Annotated in this window: 1 protein-coding gene; it reads right to left on the bottom strand. The window is 67.4% G+C overall.

The annotated features are described in order from the left end of the window. The coding region (locus V5F77_RS29255) for a hypothetical protein (RefSeq protein WP_429008535.1) at positions 1-333 on the bottom strand (333 nt) is incomplete at its 3' end. Between the last annotated feature and the right edge of the window lie 17 nt (positions 334-350).

The following is a 350-nucleotide window of genomic DNA, read 5'->3' as shown; positions in this document are numbered from 1 at the left end:
CGGCGACGTGTAATGGATGAAGCCGGGGTTGCCGACCTCCGGGGTGTAACCGGCAATGGTCTCGGCACCCGGCGTCCAAGAGCCGATCATCACATAAGGATCGGCCGCCGCGATCGCGACCTGGACGTCGCGGGCGGCTTTGTAATAGGCGCCGGTCGGCTCGGGCGGGTCCGGCAGGTCGCCCCAGTAAGCGCGGCCGAGCGTCTGGAACCAGATCTTGAGGGTCGGGTTGCCGAGGGCGGATCGCATATACGCAATGATCGCCTCCGTGGTCGCCTGGTAGCGCGAGGGCGAGGAGAAGCGCGGCGTCGCCGCCGGGTCGAAGGCGCTCACATCGTTTTCGCCTTGCC

Origin of the sequence: Roseixanthobacter psychrophilus (assembly GCF_043195195.1) — a bacterium.
GTDB lineage: Bacteria > Pseudomonadota > Alphaproteobacteria > Rhizobiales > Xanthobacteraceae > NCEH01.
This window is presented reverse-complemented; position numbering and strand designations above follow the sequence as displayed.